We start from the raw sequence: 16,058 nt of genomic DNA on the forward strand, positions 1-16,058 counted from the left end.
GGAAGCTAAGCCTTACAGCGCCGATGGTACTGCAGGGGGGACCCTGTGGGAGAGTAGGACGCCGCCGAACAATTCTTCAGAAGAAGCCCCCACCGAATATTCGGTGGGGGCTTCTTCGTTTTTCTGCCACAATCCAGGCCGTGACCGAGAACCAGCTCATAGAGCCCAGTGAGTACGTCCGCAGCCTCCCCATCGGTGAGCGGATCCCCCTGCCGACCGACGGCATCCCGTTCTGGGAGGTCTTCCCGTACGAGGGCGACATCCAGATCAAGGTCCTGGAGCCGCCGGTGCTGCCCGAGCCGCCGCGGAACGGTGAGCACGGCACCGAGGACTGCTTCACCTGCAAGCGCGGTGAGGACGACCCGACGGTGATCTGGGCGAACGAGAACTGGATGGTCCGCACGGTCTCCGAGCCGGCCGCGCTGCCCGCGATGCTGATGCTGGTCCCGCGTGCTCACCACGACCTCGTCGATCTGCCGCCCGAGCTGGCGGTGGAGATGGGCGGGATGATCCAGCGGGTGGAGCGCGCGATCCTCTCTCTCGGCGGGATCGCCCGGGTGCACGTCAACCGGTGGGGCGACGGCGGCGCGCACCTGCACTGGTGGCTGATCGCCCGCCCCGAGGGCATGATGCAGCTGCGCGGCACCTGTCTGCCGCTCTGGGACGACGTGCTGCCCAAGCAGTCGCCCGAGGCCTGGGCGGAGACCAACCGCCGACTCGCCGAGGCGTTGGCGGCCGACGGCCGGTAGCGCGTGATCGGCAAGCGCACCAAGACGCCTGATGGCGTGTCACCAGTCGCGGTGACACGCCATCAGAACGGTGCTGAAGCAGCTGAAGGGCTCAAGCAGAGGCGTTCAACCGCTGACCGCGGCGGCCCGCCGCGCGGCCTTGGCGGTGGCCTCGGCCTCGTCCAGGGCCTCCGCCTCCTCCAGAGTGGGTGCCGTGCCCCCCAGGTGAGCCGGCAGCCACCAGGAGTCCTCGGAGCCCTTGGGGCGCGCCGGGTACTCCCGCTGGGCGCGGTCCAGCATCTCGCTCATCGCGGCCCGCAGCCGCCGGGTGACCATCACCGGCTTGTCGGTGGGCGCCAGGTGGATCGGCTCGCCGATCATGATGGTCACCGGCACGTGCCGCTTGGTGAGCGTCTTGGGCCGACCCTTGGTCCAGAGCTGCTGGGTTCCCCAGAGGACCACCGGCAGCAGCGGGGCGCCGGCGTCGGCGGCCATCCGGGCGGCGCCGGTCTTGAACTTCTTCAGCATGAACGAGCGGCTGATGGTGGCCTCGGGGAAGACGCCGACCACCTCGCCGGCCCGGAGCGCGCTCACGGCGGCGTCATAGGCGGGCTGCCCGTCCGTGCGGTCCACCGCGATGTGCTTCATGCCGCGCATCAGCGGGCCGGAGATGCGGTGCTTGAAGACGTCGTCCTTGGCCATGAAGCGGGTCTTGCGCTTGGCCACCTTGAAGGCGCCCATGCCGGCGAAGATGAAGTCCAGATAGCTGATGTGATTGCTCACCAGGACCGCGCCGCCAGTGACGGGGACATGCTCGGCACCCTGGATGTCGAACCGCACGTCCAGTGCCTTGAAAGCAGCCAGCGCTGTCCGGATCACCGGTGGGTACACGAATTCTGCCACGGTCAGCCCTACGTTCTTCCGACGGGCCCTGGCCCGGTGGGACGGCCACCCGGGTCGGTGCTGCGGCAGGCCGGGGCGCTGGGCCGCGGCACGCCGCGGCTGCCACGGGTGATTCTGCGATGAATAGTCCCTCGTGAAGGGGTGTCCTGTCACCCGAGGGGACAGGGCCGACGGGAGATTGTCGTCACACCCGTCGACACCGGCGTACCGTGACGGTGCAAAGGTGCGCTGGACAGGCGTGCGAAGGCGTCCTGGACGGGAGCGGGAGAGGGATCTGGCGTAGTGGAGCTGTCGGCCGCCGAACTCGGCGCAGGTGTCGTTCTGGGGGACCGGGCCACCCTGGTGCAGTTCTCCACCGCCTTCTGCCAGCCGTGCCGGGCCACCCGCCGGGTGCTCGCCCAGGTCGCGGCCCTGGTGCCGGGTGTGGCGCACGTGGACATCGACGCGGAGCGGCACCTGGAGCTGGTGCGCCGCCTGGAGATCCTTCGCACCCCCACCACACTGGTGCTGGACGCGCACGGCACGGTCGTCCACCGGGCCGCCGGGCAGCCGCGCCGGGCCGCCGTGCTGGCCGCTCTCGCGGACGCGCTCTGACCTGCGCTCCGACCGGGGAATTCCCGGTGGGTTGCCCCTTGTGGAGTGGAGAGCTTCGTCACAATGATCAGGGGATACGGAGCCCCGTTATTGCGGCAAGATATGGGCGACCGGTATTTAGATACTGACGAGTAACCAGAGCGGGATGCTGCCGAGTATGCTGCCGGAAGTGCCGGTCGGGGCAGCGGGAATGCGCTGTCCGAAGCGGGTGCCATCATGTGCGCTCCCGCCCGTTGCACCGCCGCAGCCGCCGGACGAGACCAGTACAGGAGACAGGCCGTGAGCTTGAGGATCGTTGTCTGTGTGAAGTACGTGCCCGACGCGACCGGGGACCGTAGCTTCGCTGATGACCACACCACCGACCGGGACGCCGTGGACGGCCTGCTGTCGGAGCTCGACGAGTATGGCGTCGAGCAGGCGCTGCGGATCGCCGAGGCGAACGAGGGCACCGAGGTGACCGTGCTGACCGTCGGCGGTGACGACGCCAGCGACGCGCTGAAGAAGGCCCTCTCCATGGGTGCCGACAAGGCCGTCCACGTCAACGACGACGACATCCACGGCTCGGACGTGATGGCCACCTCCGCGATCCTGGCCAAGGCCCTGGAGAAGACCGGCTACGACCTGGTCGTCTGCGGCATGGCCTCGACCGACGGTGGCATGGGTGTGCTGCCGGCCCTGCTGGCCGAGCGCCTGGGCCTGCCGCAGGTCACCCTGCTCTCCGAGGTGTCGGTCGAGGGCGGCGTGGTGAAGGGCCGCCGTGACGGCGACGCCGCCACCGAGCTGGTCGAGGCCGCGCTGCCGGCCGTCGTCTCGGTCACCGACCAGTCGGGCGAGGCGCGCTACCCGTCCTTCAAGGGCATCATGGCCGCCAAGAAGAAGCCGGTTCAGAAGTACGACCTGGACGACCTCGACATCGACGCGGACGAGGTCGGCCTGGAGAACGCCTGGACCGCCGTCGAGACCGTCACGGCGCGCCCGGCCCGCACCAAGGGGACCATCGTCACGGACGAGGGCGAGGGCGGCAAGCAGCTCGCCGCGTTCCTCGCCGAGCAGAAGTTCATCTGACCCGCCGTTCGGACCCCACGTTCCGTCAGGAGACAAAACATCATGGCTGAGATCCTGGTCCTCGTGGACCACGCCGACGGCGCCGTCCGCAAGCCCGCGCTGGAGCTGCTCACCCTGGCCCGCCGGATCGGCGAGCCGTCCGCGGTCGTCCTCGGCGCCGGTGCGGCCGCCGCCGACATCGCCGCCAAGGCCGCCGAGTTCGGTGCCGCCAAGGTCTACGTGGCCGACGGTGCCGAGTTCGCCGACTACCTGGTCGTGCCCAAGGTCGACGCGCTCACCCAGATCGCCAAGGCCTCCTCGGCCGCCGCCGTTCTGGTCACCTCCTCCGGTGAGGGCAAGGAGGTCGCCGCCCGCGTCGCGCTGCGCCTCGGCTCCGGTGTGATCACCGACGCCGTCGACCTGGAGGCCGGCGCGGACGGCCCGGTCGCCACCCAGTCGGTCTTCGCCGCCTCGTTCCAGGTGAAGTCCAAGGTCACCAAGGGCGCGCCGGTCATCACCGTCAAGCCGAACGCCGCCGCCCCCGAGGCCGCCCCGGCCGCCGGCGCGGTGGAGAACGTCACCGTCGAGTTCACCGGCAACGCCGCCAAGGTCACCTCGCGCAACCCGCGCGTCTCCTCCGGCCGCCCGGAGCTGACCGAGGCCGCGATCGTGGTCTCCGGCGGCCGTGGCGTCGGTGCCGCCGAGGGCTTCGGCGTCGTCGAGGAGCTGGCCGACGCGCTCGGCGCGGCCGTCGGTGCCTCGCGCGCCGCGGTGGACGCGGGCTGGTACCCGCACAGCAACCAGGTCGGCCAGACCGGCAAGCAGGTCTCCCCGCAGCTCTACGTCGCGGCGGGCATCTCCGGTGCCATCCAGCACCGGGCCGGCATGCAGACCTCCAAGACCATCGTCGCGATCAACAAGGACGAGGAGGCGCCGATCTTCGAGCTGGTCGACTTCGGTGTCGTCGGCGACCTGTTCGACGTGCTGCCGCAGCTGACCGGCGAGGTCAAGGCGCGCAAGGGCTGATCCCCGCGAAGCTGGTGCCGCAGGGCGCGCTCCCCATCACGGGGGCGCGCCCTGCGGCCGTTAGAGTGCCGCTGTGAACCTCTTGACGGCACTTCAGGACGGCCACGGCGACGCCGCCGACGCGCTGCGGATCGACGGCCGGGCGCTCAGCCGCGAGCAACTGCTCGGCGCGGCCGGCGCGGTCGCGGGCCGGGTGGGCGGGGCCCGGGCGCTCGCGGTGCTCGCCCGGCCCAGCGCGGAGACCGTGGCGGCGGTGGTCGGCGGGCTGCTGGCTGGGGTGCCGGTGGTGCCCGTCCCGCCGGACGCCGGGCCGGTGGAGCGGGCGCACATCCTGCGCGACTCCGGCGCCGAACTGCTGGCTGGTGCCGACGAGCCGTCCGAGGAGCCGGGCATCGAGGCGCTTGCGGTGGACCTCGGCGAGCGGCACGACTACGGCGGCCCCGAGCCCGCGCCGGAGCGCCCCGCCTTCGTGCTCTACACCTCCGGCACCACCGGCCCGCCGAAGGGCGCCCTGCTCTCCCGGGCGGCGGTCGCGGCCGACCTGGACGCCCTGGCCGAGGCCTGGGCCTGGACGCAGGACGACACGCTGGTGCACGGACTGCCGCTGTTCCATGTGCACGGGCTGGTGCTCGGCGTGCTGGGCGCGCTGCGGATCGGCAGCCGCCTGGTGCACACCGGCCGCCCGACGCCGAAGGCCTACGCCGAGGCGGCCGGCAGCCTCTACTTCGGGGTGCCGACGGTCTGGTCCCGGATCGCCGGTGACGAGGCGTCGGCCCGGGCGCTGGCCGGGGCCCGGCTGCTGGTCTCCGGCAGCGCACCGCTGCCGGTGCCGGTCTTCACCCGCCTGACCGAGCTGACCGGGCTGCGGCCGATCGAGCGCTACGGCATGACCGAGACCCTGATCACCGTCTCCACCCGCTGGGACGGCGAACGCCGGCCCGGCAGCGTCGGGCTGCCGCTGCCCGGCGTGGCGACCCGCCTGGTCGGCGAGGACGGCGCACCGGTGCCGGCTGACGGGGAGAGCGTCGGCGAGCTGCAGGTCAGCGGGCCGACCCTGTTCGACGGCTACCTCAACCGGCCGGCGGCCGACGCAGAGGTGCGCACCGCCGACGGCTGGTTCCGCACCGGGGACGTCGCCGTCATCGGCCCGGACGGGTTCCACCGGATCGTCGGCCGCGCCTCGGTGGACCTGATCAAGAGCGGCGGGTTCAAGATCGGCGCGGGCGAGGTGGAGGCCGCGCTGCGGGACCACCCGGGGGTCGCCGACGCCGCCGTGATCGGGGAGCCCGACCCGGACCTGGGCCAGGCCGTGGTCGCCTTCGTCATCCCCGCCGGGCCGGTGACGGGCGATCAGCTCACCGCGTTCGTCGCCGAGCGGCTCTCGGTGCACAAGCGGCCGCGCCGCGTGGTGCTGGTCGACGAACTGCCGCGCAACGCGATGGGCAAGGTGCTCAAGAAGCGACTGCTGGAGGGCTAGGCGTACCGCCCCTCTCCGGGCTCCGGCGCGGAAACGGCGTCGGTCCAGTGCAGCGGGTTGGCCACGGGGGTAGGAAGCCCAGCTGAGCGGCGTCGGCCCGTTGCCGCAGCTCGCGTACCAGCTCACGCCGGTCCTGCTCCTGGCCGATCCTGGCCCGCAGGCTCTCGGGAGAGGCCACGCCGAGTTCACCGGGCAGCCCGAGGAGCTGCGGATCGTTCAGCCAGGGGTGCAGGGTGGCGAGCGACCAGAGGGCCCAGCGAGGTCAGGAGCCAGCGCGGCCAGGCCACGGCCGCCGGGCGCACACGCGAGGCGAGGCTGCTGACCAATGCGAGCAGCAGGATGCCGATCGCGGCCGGCAGCAGGATGCGGCCAGCCGGGCTGAGCCAGTCGTCGTGGAAGTACTGCCCGTTGGAGGCGGCAGCGGGCAGGATGTGGCCCCGCAGCCGGTCGACGGTGGCCAGGCCGGCGGCCGCGTCGGCATTGGCCTGGTCCTGCCGCCGGGCCCGCCGGAACTCGTACCGGGCCCGGTCCGGTTCGCCGCGGTGCAGGTACGACTGCCCCTCCAGCACCCCTTTCGCGGCGATGTCGCGCTGCCGGTCCAGCTCGGCCAGCTCCTCGGCCACACACGGGTCCTCGCCGGGGCTGGGGAGCGCCGTGAGGATCGCCTTCGCCTGGTCGAGGTCGCCGTCGTCCACCTGCCGGTCCGCCGTCCGGCAGGCGATGGCGGCCGGGACGGGGGCGGGCGCGGTCGGTCGGGGTCGGGGTCGGCGGCCCGGGCGGAGCCGGGAAGGGCGAGCGCCACCGCGAGGGCGATCAGCAGCGCGAGGAGCAGCGCGGTGGCGCTCGGCCCTGGGCACGGCTGCCGGGCCGGGTGCGCCATGGCGGGCCTTTCGGGCGGGGACGGGCCGCGCGGGGACGGGGCCGCGGTTCTCCGACCCTAGGGGGCGGTGCGGGTGCGGGCCCGTGGGTGGCGGCGTCCGGGTGACTGATCGTCAGATAGGGTGCTCGGTCAGACGACGCAGGGGCGCGCCGGGGCGCGCGCCCGCGTGCGAGGCGGCGTGTGGCGCACGCGTGCCACTCCGGTGTGGCCGCGCATCGGATCGTCAGGTATGAGAAGTCGGGCGGTGGGGGTACCACCCGAACGGGTGCCGGGCTGCCCAGCAGTGGGGGACCGGGCTGGGCCGAGGTCAGGGGATGTCGTGATCGTCTGGGTCAATGGGACGTTCGGTGCGGGCAAGAGCAGTGCCTGCCGGGAGCTGGTGGAGCTGCTGCCGGGCAGCACGCTCTTCGACCCCGAGGAGGTCGGCTACGCCCTGAAGCAGTGGCTGCCGGCCCGGCGGCTGGCCGAGGTCGCCGACTTCCAGGACCTGCCGTCCTGGCGCCGCCTGGTGCCCGAGGTGGCCGCGGCCATGCTGGACGAGGCCCCGGGCACCCTGGTGGTGCCGATGACCCTGCTGCGCGAGGCCTACCGGGACGAGATCTTCGGCGCCCTCGCGGCCCGTGGGATCAGCGTGCACCACTTCGTGCTGGACGCTGAGGAAACGATCCTGCGCAGCCGGATCACGGCCTGCGAGGAGTACCCCGACAACCCGGAGGCCAGCGCCCGCACCCGCCGCTGGCGCCTGGACCACCTGCCCGACTACCGCGCCGCCCGGGACTGGCTGCACCGCGACGCCCACGTCGTGGACATCGCCGAACTGACGCCACGTCAGACAGCCGAAACCCTGGCCGCGTTGGTCAAGGACGGCACCGCACGGTGCCCGATCGTGCGCAGCTCCACGGCCCGCGGCGACACCGTGGCCGCCGCAGTGCTGCTCTTCGACGAGCAGGACCGGGTGCTGCTGGTCGACCCGGTCTACAAGCCGGCCTGGGAGTTCCCCGGCGGCGTGGTGGAGCTCGGCGAGGCGCCCACCGACGCCGGGGTGCGCGAAGTCGCGGAGGAGCTCGGCCTCGAACTGGAGCCCGCCGCCCTGCGGCTCCTCGCCGTGGACTGGGAGCCGGCCACCGACGGCCGGCGCGGCGGCCTCCGGCTGGTCTACGACGGCGGCCGGCTGACGCCGGGTCGGCGGGCCGCCCTGCGGCTGCCGCCCGACGAACTGCGGGCCTGGCGGCTGGTCAGCACGGCGGAGGCGGCGGACCTGCTGCCGCCGAACCGGCACCGCAGGCTGCTGGCGGCACTCGCCGCGCGCAGCGGCGACGCCCCGCAGTACCTGGAGGCCGGGCAACCGGCGGCGCTCGGCCTGCCCGCGGGGTCGACGGCGGGGTGAGGCGGGAGTGTTCGGCTGCCGCGTTCGGTGTGACTGCGGGGTCGCCGGTGGGGTGAGGCTGGGGCGGCGGTGGTGCGTTCGGCTGCCGCGTTCGGTGGGGCTGCGGGGTCGACGGCGGGCTGAGGCGAGGGTGTTCGACCGTGGGGTGAGGCGGGTGCGTTCGGCGGCGCGGTGGGCCACCATGGGGACGTGCCGTTCACCTTCAGCCATCCGGCCGCCGTGCTGCCCCTGCTGCGCGGGCTGCGGGGCCGGGGGCCGCTGATCGCCTCCGGCCTGGTCGCCGGCTCGATGGCGCCGGACCTGCCGTTCTTCGCCGCCTCCTGCCGCCCCGGGCTGTTCCGGCACGGCGCCCTGACCCACCGCTGGTGGGCGGTGCCCACGGTGGACGTCGCCCTGGCCGGTGCCATGGTGCTCGGTTGGCGGACCGCGCTGCGCCGCCCGCTGCTCGGCGCCCTGCCGATGCCCTGGGCGGCCGCCGCCATGGCCGCCACCGCCGACCGCGGCGAGCCGCCCCGGGCCGCCGCCTTCGCGCTGTCGGCGGCGATCGGCGCCGCCAGCCACATCGGCTGGGACTCCTTCACCCACCCCGGCCGGGCCGGTGTGCGCCTGCTACCCGCGCTGACCCGCCCGGTGGCGGGCGTGCCGCTCTGCACCCTCGCCCAGTACGGCGGTTCCGCCCTCGCCCTGGCCGGCCTGGGCCGCCACCTGGCCCGCGAACTACGCGCCCTGCCGCCCGCCGAGCAGCTGCCGCCACCCGCCGGCGGCCGTCGCCGCCGTGCCCTGCTCGGCGCGTCCGCCGCGCTGGGCGCCGGGCACCGGGTGCTGCGCGGGCGGCGCCTCCCCGGCCGGACGGGCCTCGACGACCTGGTGTCCGACCTGTGCTTCGGCGCCGGCGCCGGGGCGGTGGCCGGCGCCCTGGTGCTGAGCGCCGTCGACCGGGTGGGGCGCGGCCGGTACGTGCCGCGGGCGTTCGACTAGCCGCGCCCCACCCGGGATCGGGCTACTTCCCGAACACCTTCGGGTAGTCGCGCAGGAAGAGCGCCTCGGCCAGGGCCATGTGCTCCAGCTCCGCCGGGTCCAGGCTCTCGTTGAGCGCGTGGATCTGGGTGGTCGGCTCCTCCACGCCGATCAGCACGATCTCCGCGTCCGGGTAGAGGCCGGCCAGCGTGCTGCAGAGCGGGATCGAGCCGCCCATGCCGGCCAGCGCCAGCTCCGTGCCGTAGGACTCGCGCATCGCGCCCTTCAGCGCCTCGTAGGCGGGACCGGAGGTGTGGGCGCTGAACGCCGAGCCGATCGAGCCGGCGGTGACCGCCAGCTGGACCTGCCAGGGGGCGACCGACTCCAGGTGGGCGATCAGCGCGTCCTGCGCGGCCTTCACGTCCATGCCCGGCGGCACCCGCAGGCTGAGCTTGGCTCGGACGCCGGCCTGTACCGAGCTGGTGGAGCCGACCACCGGCGGCACGTCGATGCCGAGCACGGTGACCGCCGGGCGGGCCCACAGCCGGTCGCCGATCTCGCCGGTGCCGATCAGCTCGACGCCGTCCAGCACCCGCGCGTCCGCCCGGAAGCGGTCCTCGGGGTAGCTGACGCCGGGCCAGGTCTGGTCGCAGGGCAGGCCCTGGACGACGGTGCCGCCGTGCTCGTCGTAGAGCGAGTCGAGCATCCGGATCAGCGCGGCCAGCGGGTCCGGCGCGGCGCCGCCGAACTGCCCGGAGTGCAGGTTGCCCTCCAGCGCGCGGACCTCCACGGTGACGTCGCAGACGCCGCGCAGCGAGGCGGTGGCGGTGGGCTGCCCGGCCGCGAAGTTGCCCACGTCGCCGATGATGATCGCATCGGCGGTCAGCAGCTCCGGGTGGGCCAGCGCGTACTGCTCCATGCCGCCGGTGCCCTGCTCCTCGGAGCCCTCGACGATCACCTTCAGGTTGACCGGCAGCGCCCCGCCGGTCTCGCGCAGCGCCCGAACCGCCGTCAGGTGCATCAGGATGTTGCCCTTGCAGTCGGCCGCGCCGCGCCCGTACCAGCGGCCGTCGCGCTCGGTCAGCTCGAACGGCGGGCTGGCCCAGCCGGCGGCGTCCAGCTCCGGCTGCACGTCGTAGTGGGAGTACAGCAGCACCGTCGGAGCGCCGGGGGCGGCGAGCAGCTCACCGTAGACGGAGGCGGTGCCGTCCGGGGTGTCCAGCAGCCGAACGTTCGTCAGGCCCTCGGCCCGCAGCGCGTCGGCCACCCACTCGGCGGCGGCCCGGCACTCCCGCTCCAGCCCGAGCTGGGGGTCGGCGATCGACGGGAAGGCGACCAGCTCGGCCAGCTCCTGGCGGGCTCGGGGCATCAAGGCCCGGACGGCGGCGGCGAGATCGGGTTCGGTCATCGGGGTCTCCGGATAGATGAGGGGTCCAACTGCCCGTCGAGCATAGGTGGCGCTCGCACGGGTGCGCGGGCCGTGGTGGGGTGGACTGCCGTGTCGGCGCATAAGATGACTCGACGTGAGAGATTCCGGTTACGCGCCCGAGCCAGAGCACACCACGCCCGCCGACCAGACCGGCGACGATCGAAGCGCGGCCGGCGACACCGAACCCGATCCGCTGGACGGCGACACTGCCAGCGATCCGCTGGGCGGCGACACCGAGCCCGATCCGCTGGCCGGCGTCTGGGACGTGGTGGTGGTCGGTTCGGGTCCGGCCGGCTCCTCGGCGGCCTACGCGGCCGCCGGGCAGGGCCGCCGGGTGCTGCTCCTCGACAAGGCCGAGCACCCGCGCTACAAGACCTGCGGCGGCGGGATCATCGGGCCGTCCCGGGACTGCCTGCCCGACGACTTCAAGATCCCGTTCCAGGACCGGGTGAACGCCGTCACCTTCGCGCTGAACGGCCGCTACAACCGCACCCGGCGCTCCCGGCGGATGCTCTTCGGCCTGGTCAACCGCACCGAGTTCGACCAGCGGCTGGCCGAGGCGGCCCAGCAGGCGGGCGCGGTGCTGGTCACCGGGGTGACCGTGACCGGCGTCGAGCAGGGCGGCCCGGACCGGCGCACCGTCGCGGTGACGCTCGCCGACGGCCGCTCGGTGCGGGCCCGCGCGGTGGTCGGCGCGGACGGCAGCGCCAGCCGGATCGGACGGCACGTCGGGGTGACCTTCGACCAGATCGACCTGGGCCTGGAGGCCGAGATCCCGGTGCCCGAGCGGGTGGCCCGCACCTGGGAGGGGCGGATCCACCTGGACTGGGGACCGCTGCCCGGCTCCTACGGCTGGGTCTTCCCCAAGACCGACTCCGGCACGCTGACCGTCGGCGTCATCTCGGCCCGTGGCGACGGCGAGCAGACCAAGCAGTACCTGGCCGACTACATCCGCCGACTGGGCCTGGCCGAGTTCCGGCCCGCCGTGGAGTCCGGGCACCTGACCCGCTGCCGCGCCGAGGACTCGCCGCTCTCCCGGGGCCGGGTGCTGGTCGCCGGGGACGCGGCCGGGCTGCTGGAGCCGTGGACCAGGGAGGGCATCTCGTACGCGCTGCGCTCCGGGCGGCTGGCCGGGGAGTGGGCGGTGCAGGTGGCCGAGGCGGGCGTGCCCCAGGAGGTGCGCCGGCAGGCCCTCAACTACGCGTTCGCGGTGAAGGCCGGGCTGGGCGTGGAGATGCGGGCCGGCAAGGTGATGCTGGCCGCGTTCGAGCGCCGGCCGCACCTGTTCCACCTGGCGATCTGCCTGATCGGGCCGGCCTGGCGGGCGTTCGCCCAGACCACCCAGGGCCACACCACCTTCGCCCAGATCCTGCGCCAGTACCGGGCCGCGCGGCGGCTGTCGGCGTGGGCGGCGCGCTGACCACTGGTCGCGGGTACTCCCCAGGGAGTACCCGCGACCACCCCGGCGGGCTGATGCCGGGCCGGGGCGACCTCGCCTAGCCTGCGCACATGAGCACCTCGGACGTCCGCAACCCGAGCGACCCGGACCGTGCCGGATGAGCGGCGAGCAGCCCTGGCGCGGGCCCGGCCCCTGGCACGGGCGCGGCCCCTGGCGGTTCCCGTGGGTCCGGGCGGGCTGGCCGGTGCTCTCCTCGGTGGTCATCGCCGTGATCCAGGTGGCGGGCAGTGGCGCCGCCGCACGCCACCAGGTGCCGCCGCGCCATGCGCTGGACGCCTTCGGGTACCTGCTGCTGCTGGCCGGGCCGGCGCTGCTGGTGCTGCGCCGGCGCCGGCCGGTGGTCGCGGTGGCCGGCACCGGGGTGGTGCTACTGGTCTACCTGGCGGCCGGGTACCCGTACGGCCCGGTCTTCGCCAGCTTCGCGGTGGCCTACTGCGTCGCCGTCCGGCTCGGGCACCGGCGGGCGGCCTGGGCGACCCTGGGCGGCGTCTACCTCGGGCATCTGCTGCTGACCTTCGCGATGCCGGCGGGCTGGCTGCCCGGCACCGGGCACGGCGGCTGGTGGCAGGAGCTCGGCGTCACCGCGCTGGCGCTGCTGCTCGCGGCCGTCGCCGAGCTGGTGCGGTTCCGCTTCGAGCAGATCGTGGCCCGTCGGGCCGCCGAGGAGGCCGCCGTGCGGCGCCGGGCCGACGAGGAGCGGCTGCGGATGGCCCGCGAGCTGCACGACATCCTGGCGCACAGCATCTCGCTGATCCATGTGCAGGCGGGGGTGGCGCTGGAGCTGATCGACGACCAGCCGGAGCAGGCCCGCTCGGCGCTGGTCACCATCAAGGCGGCCAGCAAGGAGGCGCTCGGCGAGGTGCGGCAGGTGCTCGGCACGCTGCGCGGGCCCGGCGCGGCCGCACCGCGCCGGCCGGCGCCGGGGCTGGACCGGCTGCCGGAGCTGGTCGAGCAGGCGGCGCACGCGGGGCTGACCGTGACGGTGCGCAGCAGCGGCACGGCGCGGGCGCTGCCCGCCGGGGCGGGGCTGGCGGCGTTCCGGATCGTCCAGGAGGCGCTGACCAACGTGATCCGGCACTCGGCCGCCCGCCGGGCCGAGGTGCTGCTCGACTGGACGGTGCCCGAGGGGCTGACCGTGCGGATCGACGACCCGGGCCCGGCCGCGCAGCCCGAGCCGGCCGAACCGCCGGGCGGCGGCAACGGGTTGGCCGGGATGCGCGAGCGGGCCGAGGCGCTGGGCGGCACCCTGGCGGCGGGGCCGCACCAGGGCGGCTTCCGGGTGCTGGCCTGGCTGCCGGCGGGACGGACGGCTGACGGATGGCGACGGGACGAGGCTGACCGATGATCACGGTGCTGCTGGCGGACGACCAGGTGCTGGTCCGGGCGGGCTTTCGGGCACTGCTGGACGCGCAGCGCGACATCACCGTGGTCGGCGAGGCCGACGACGGTGAGGCGGCGGTGCGGCTGACCGCCGAACTGCGACCTGACGTGGTGCTGATGGACATCCGGATGCCCGGGACGGACGGCCTGGAGGCCACTCGGCAGATCACCGGCCGGCCCGAGCTGGCCGCGGTCAAGGTGGTGGTGCTGACCACCTTCGAGTTGGACGAGTACGTCTTCGAGGCGCTGCGCGGCGGCGCGGCCGGCTTCCTGGTGAAGGACACCGAGCCGGCCGACCTGCTGCGCGCGGTGCGGGTGGTCGCGGCCGGCGACGCGCTGCTCTCGCCAGGCGTCACCCGGCGGCTGATCGGCGAGTTCGCGGCCCGTTCCAAGGCGCCGGCGGGGACTGCGGGGCCCTCGCTGGACGTGCTGACGGAACGCGAACGGGAGGTGCTCACCCTGGTCGGGATGGGGCTGTCCAACGACGAGATCGCCCGCCGGCTGGTGGTCAGCCCGCTCACCGCGAAGACCCATGTCAGCCGCACCATGGTCAAGCTGGCTGCCCGGGACCGGGCCCAACTGGTGGTCCTCGCCTATGAGTCGGGCTTGGTCAGGCCCGGATGGCTCGGCTGACGGGGCGCGCGGCGCGGGCTTCGCACCGGAACGCCATGTACATGGCTGGCGACGGAAGGTAGTCTCGGGTCTGCGATCGCCGGAGGACTCTGCCACGGCAGCCTTGCTGAAGGAGAGCACTTATGGAGCGCAAAAAGGTCCCAAGAGTGATCGAGGGCACCCACACCTTCGTCATCGACCCCTCTGACGTCGAGGTGCTGGACGTCGACGCACTGGACATCGACGCGTTGGACGTCGATGCGTTGGATGTCGACGCGGACGACGTCGACACGAGGCACCTCGGTGCGAGCGGCCTCGGTGCGGGTGACCTCGGTGCGAGCGGCCACGGCGCGGCCGGCCGCCGCTCGGAGGACGCGGCCGACGACGACGGCTCGGCCGCCTGACGGTCCGTCGGCTCCCCGCCTCCCCCCTGTGGGCGGGGCGCCGACGACCCGGCCGACCGCTCCGACCCGGCGCGGCCCGGTGGCCGGGTGGCCGGGCAGCCCCGGCTCAGCAGGCCGAGCCGCGCGGCCAGCTGTAGCGGCCGTCGATCCGGTACCGCCCGGGCGCGGTGGTGGTCAGCCTGGTCCAGTCGCCGTCCTGGCGGAGGCAGGCGCCGGCCGGGCCGTGCGCCACCAGCCACGGCGACCAGGGGATCCGCACCGTGACCGAGCCGGCCGCCGGCACCGTCAGCGCCACCTCACCGTCGTCGGCGTGCTCCACCGCGGCCGGGGCCGGCACCATCGGCTGGGCGTCGGTGAACCGGAACAGCTGCCAGTGCTGGTCCTGCCAGACCGGCTCCAGCCACGCGGGACGGGCGCGCACCACCGCGCCCTCCTTGGTGCCGGCCACGTCCAGCCGCCCGGTGGGCAGCACCACGTACCGCACCGACCACTGCTGCAGCCAGTCGTGGTAGCGCGCGGCGGTCAGCGAGCCGTCGTAGAAGAACGGATTGCGCTCCACATCCGCCTGGCGGTTCCAGCCGCGGGCCAGCTCCACCGTGGGCAGCAGGCGCCAGGACTCCCAGTGGTCCAGCCTCGGCACCGCCTCCACCCGGGCCTGCTCCGCGTGCAGGGCGCGCAGCTCGATGAGCAGCCCGTCGGCCTGGTTCGCGGGCGGTGCCTGCGGGATGCCGACGACGTCCGCGTTGACCGTCCAGCCCAGGGCGAGCACGCAGGTGACCGCCAACGCCACCCGGCGCGGGCGTCCGGCTGTGCCCCAGGTGTCCGAGCAGACCATGGCGAGCAGCACCACGCCGCCGAACAGCAGCCCGAGCCGCTGCACGTTCCCGCCGATCGGGCTGGTGACCAGGGCGGTCAGCACGGTGCCCGCCGCATAGAGCCAGCTGCCGATCCGCACCGCGCGCCACCCGGCCGGGCTGAGCAGCGCGATCGCGACCGCGAACAGGGTGGTGACGATCACCGTTGAGAGCGGGATCGGGTAGACCCCGTCGAACGGGAACGCCAGGCTCGGACCGATCACCAGCACCGGCGGCGGCACCCCCAGCGCCACCGCGACCCGGCGCCGCCCGCTGAACAGCAGCGCCGCCGCCAGCACCTCGACGAACAGTCCGGCCACCGGGCTGCCGATGGTGGCCAGCGCCGCCAGGGCGGCCACCCCCGCCAGCCGCCACCTGCCGACCGCGCGGCCGGGCCCGGGTAGCGCCGCCACCGCCGCGGCCACCGCGAACGCCAGCCCCACCGCGAAGGTGACCCGCCCCGCGATGACGTTCGCCGCCATCGCGAACGCACCCCAGAGTGCCACCGGCAGCGGCCGGCGCACCGCGGGCATCCGCCGCACCAGCACGGCCAGCAGCGCCGCCGCCCCGACCGCGGCGGCCACCCCGACCGCCGGCACCCCGACGGCAGCCATCAGATACGGCGTCAGCGCGCTGTACGAGACCGGGTGCACGCCGCCGTACCAGCCGAAGTCATAGGCCGCGCCGGGGTGCCGGGCCGCGAAGTCGGCCCAGGCCCACTGGGCGGAGAGATCTCCCACCGGTCCGGCCAGCCGGCAGGCCCACCCCACCCCGAGCAGCAGCGCCAGCGCCGCGGCCGCCCAGACCGGAGTCCAGGCCCGGCGGGTCGGGGCAGCGCCCGGCGGCGCCTGGCGCTGGGTTGGCACCGGTGCGCCCGGGGGCAGTCCGGCCGGCGCGGTCGCGGCACTCTCGTCGTTGATCACG

General features: G+C 74.3%; 15 protein-coding genes. 11 read left to right on the forward strand and 4 right to left on the reverse strand.

Annotated features, from left to right (window positions below):
* The first annotated feature begins 140 nt into the window (after positions 1-140).
* On the forward strand, positions 141-749 hold the full coding sequence (locus P3T35_RS29215; protein WP_218976635.1) for a hypothetical protein: 609 nt from the start codon (positions 141-143) through the stop codon (positions 747-749).
* Between the two features lie 105 nt (positions 750-854).
* On the opposite strand, the gene P3T35_RS29220 is transcribed toward P3T35_RS29215, so the two are convergent.
* Entirely contained in the window at positions 855-1,631 is a 777-nt protein-coding gene (locus P3T35_RS29220) for a lysophospholipid acyltransferase family protein (RefSeq protein WP_101379165.1), read from the reverse strand.
* Between the two features lie 282 nt (positions 1,632-1,913).
* Here P3T35_RS29220 and P3T35_RS29225 point away from each other — a divergent pair, with 282 nt between their 5' ends.
* The 4 genes from P3T35_RS29225 (at position 1,914) to P3T35_RS29240 (ending at position 5,772) form a co-directional block, all read left to right on the forward strand.
* A complete protein-coding gene (locus tag P3T35_RS29225; RefSeq protein WP_280708407.1) occupies positions 1,914-2,225 on the forward strand; it encodes a thioredoxin family protein in 312 nt (103 codons plus the stop codon).
* 279 nt (positions 2,226-2,504) lie between these two features.
* On the forward strand, positions 2,505-3,290 hold the full coding sequence (locus P3T35_RS29230) for an electron transfer flavoprotein subunit beta/FixA family protein (protein ID WP_101379163.1): 786 nt from the start codon (positions 2,505-2,507) through the stop codon (positions 3,288-3,290).
* Between the two features lie 42 nt (positions 3,291-3,332).
* Complete coding sequence (locus P3T35_RS29235) at positions 3,333-4,295, forward strand: electron transfer flavoprotein subunit alpha/FixB family protein (RefSeq protein ID WP_101379162.1); 963 nt, start codon at positions 3,333-3,335, stop codon at positions 4,293-4,295.
* Between the two features lie 73 nt (positions 4,296-4,368).
* Positions 4,369-5,772 carry an acyl-CoA synthetase gene (locus P3T35_RS29240; protein ID WP_101379161.1) on the forward strand — a complete coding sequence of 468 codons (1,404 nt, stop codon included), beginning with the start codon at positions 4,369-4,371 and terminating at the stop codon, positions 5,770-5,772.
* Positions 5,773-5,957: 185 nt separating this feature from the next.
* On the opposite strand, the gene P3T35_RS29245 is transcribed toward P3T35_RS29240, so the two are convergent.
* Positions 5,958-6,467 (reverse strand): hypothetical protein, encoded by a 510-nt coding sequence (locus P3T35_RS29245; protein WP_101379160.1) that lies wholly within the window; start codon positions 6,465-6,467, stop codon positions 5,958-5,960.
* Positions 6,468-6,971: 504 nt separating this feature from the next.
* Here P3T35_RS29245 and P3T35_RS29250 point away from each other — a divergent pair.
* Positions 6,972-8,039: an NUDIX domain-containing protein gene (locus P3T35_RS29250; RefSeq protein WP_101379159.1), complete on the forward strand. Its 1,068-nt coding sequence runs from the start codon at positions 6,972-6,974 to the stop codon at positions 8,037-8,039.
* A 189-nt stretch (positions 8,040-8,228) separates the two neighbouring features.
* Positions 8,229-9,017, forward strand: a complete 789-nt coding sequence (locus P3T35_RS29255; protein ID WP_180356337.1) for a DUF4184 family protein — start codon at positions 8,229-8,231, stop codon at positions 9,015-9,017.
* Between the two features lie 22 nt (positions 9,018-9,039).
* On the opposite strand, the gene P3T35_RS29260 is transcribed toward P3T35_RS29255, so the two are convergent.
* A complete protein-coding gene (locus P3T35_RS29260) occupies positions 9,040-10,404 on the reverse strand; it encodes a dipeptidase (RefSeq protein ID WP_101379157.1) in 1,365 nt (454 codons plus the stop codon).
* Between the two features lie 241 nt (positions 10,405-10,645).
* On the opposite strand from P3T35_RS29260, the gene P3T35_RS29265 reads away from it, so the two are divergent.
* The 4 genes from P3T35_RS29265 (at position 10,646) to P3T35_RS29280 (ending at position 14,280) form a co-directional block, all read left to right on the forward strand.
* Complete coding sequence (locus P3T35_RS29265) at positions 10,646-11,845, forward strand: geranylgeranyl reductase family protein (protein WP_280708460.1); 1,200 nt, start codon at positions 10,646-10,648, stop codon at positions 11,843-11,845.
* 136 nt (positions 11,846-11,981) lie between these two features.
* A complete protein-coding gene (locus P3T35_RS29270) occupies positions 11,982-13,229 on the forward strand; it encodes a sensor histidine kinase (protein WP_101379155.1) in 1,248 nt (415 codons plus the stop codon).
* Complete coding sequence (locus P3T35_RS29275; RefSeq protein WP_101379154.1) at positions 13,226-13,897, forward strand: response regulator transcription factor; 672 nt, start codon at positions 13,226-13,228, stop codon at positions 13,895-13,897. The genes P3T35_RS29270 and P3T35_RS29275 overlap by 4 nt, the downstream gene beginning before the upstream one ends.
* A gap of 122 nt (positions 13,898-14,019) precedes the next feature.
* Positions 14,020-14,280, forward strand: a complete 261-nt coding sequence (locus P3T35_RS29280) for a hypothetical protein (RefSeq protein WP_143676738.1) — start codon at positions 14,020-14,022, stop codon at positions 14,278-14,280.
* Positions 14,281-14,386: 106 nt separating this feature from the next.
* On the opposite strand, the gene P3T35_RS29285 is transcribed toward P3T35_RS29280, so the two are convergent.
* The gene (locus P3T35_RS29285; RefSeq protein WP_101379152.1) at positions 14,387-16,057 is read right to left on the reverse strand and encodes a hypothetical protein; all 1,671 of its coding nucleotides are present in this window, start codon (positions 16,055-16,057) and stop codon (positions 14,387-14,389) included.
* Position 16,058: the final 1 nt, after the last annotated feature.

The sequence above is a fragment of the Kitasatospora sp. GP30 genome (assembly GCF_029892145.1).
Classification (GTDB): domain Bacteria; phylum Actinomycetota; class Actinomycetes; order Streptomycetales; family Streptomycetaceae; genus Kitasatospora; species Kitasatospora acidiphila.